The 547-nt window shown below is 61.8% G+C and carries 1 protein-coding gene; it reads left to right on the top strand.

Annotated elements, in window-relative coordinates; genetic code table 11:
- The coding region (locus AACY45_RS27710) for a strawberry notch C-terminal domain-containing protein (protein ID WP_339548662.1) at positions 1-547 on the top strand (547 nt) is incomplete at both ends.

A 547-nucleotide genomic window follows, 5' to 3' on the forward strand; every position in this document is an offset into this window, starting at 1 on the left:
TCGATCCCGCCGATAATCTCGAAAGCGAATATGCCTGCGCCGCGCTCGTGAGCTGGTTCCACCTGCTCGTCGGCGGGAAGCTGACCAGTGTCAGCCACGCAGAGTTCGAACAGCGGACCGGTCTTGAGCTTTGTGACAAGGACGGCGTCATGAAGGATGAGCTTCCGCCCATCCAGCGGTGGCTGAACCGCATCCTGGCGCTGCCGATCGGCCTTCAGAACAAGATCTTCGACGAATTCCTCTCTCTCGTCGAAACACGCGTCTCGGCGGCGCGCGAAGCCGGGCGGCTTGATGTCGGTGTCGAGACCATCCTGGTCGACAAGGCGACCCTCATCGATGACACGCTCCTGCGCACCGACCCCGTCAGCGGCGCCACTTCGCATCTGCTTACGATCGAAATCGAGCATCGGCGCGTGCCGGTCTCGCTCGAGCGGATCCTCCATATCGCCGACAGCGATGCCACCGCTCAATTCCTAACCAACACCAAGTCCGGCAAGGTGGCGCTTCAGACCCGGGCACGTACTCTCATGGAGGAGAAGGAAGGGAC

It is taken from the genome of Pseudomonas sp. RA_35y_Pfl2_P32 (assembly GCF_963970735.1).
Taxonomy (GTDB): domain Bacteria; phylum Pseudomonadota; class Gammaproteobacteria; order Pseudomonadales; family Pseudomonadaceae; genus Aquipseudomonas.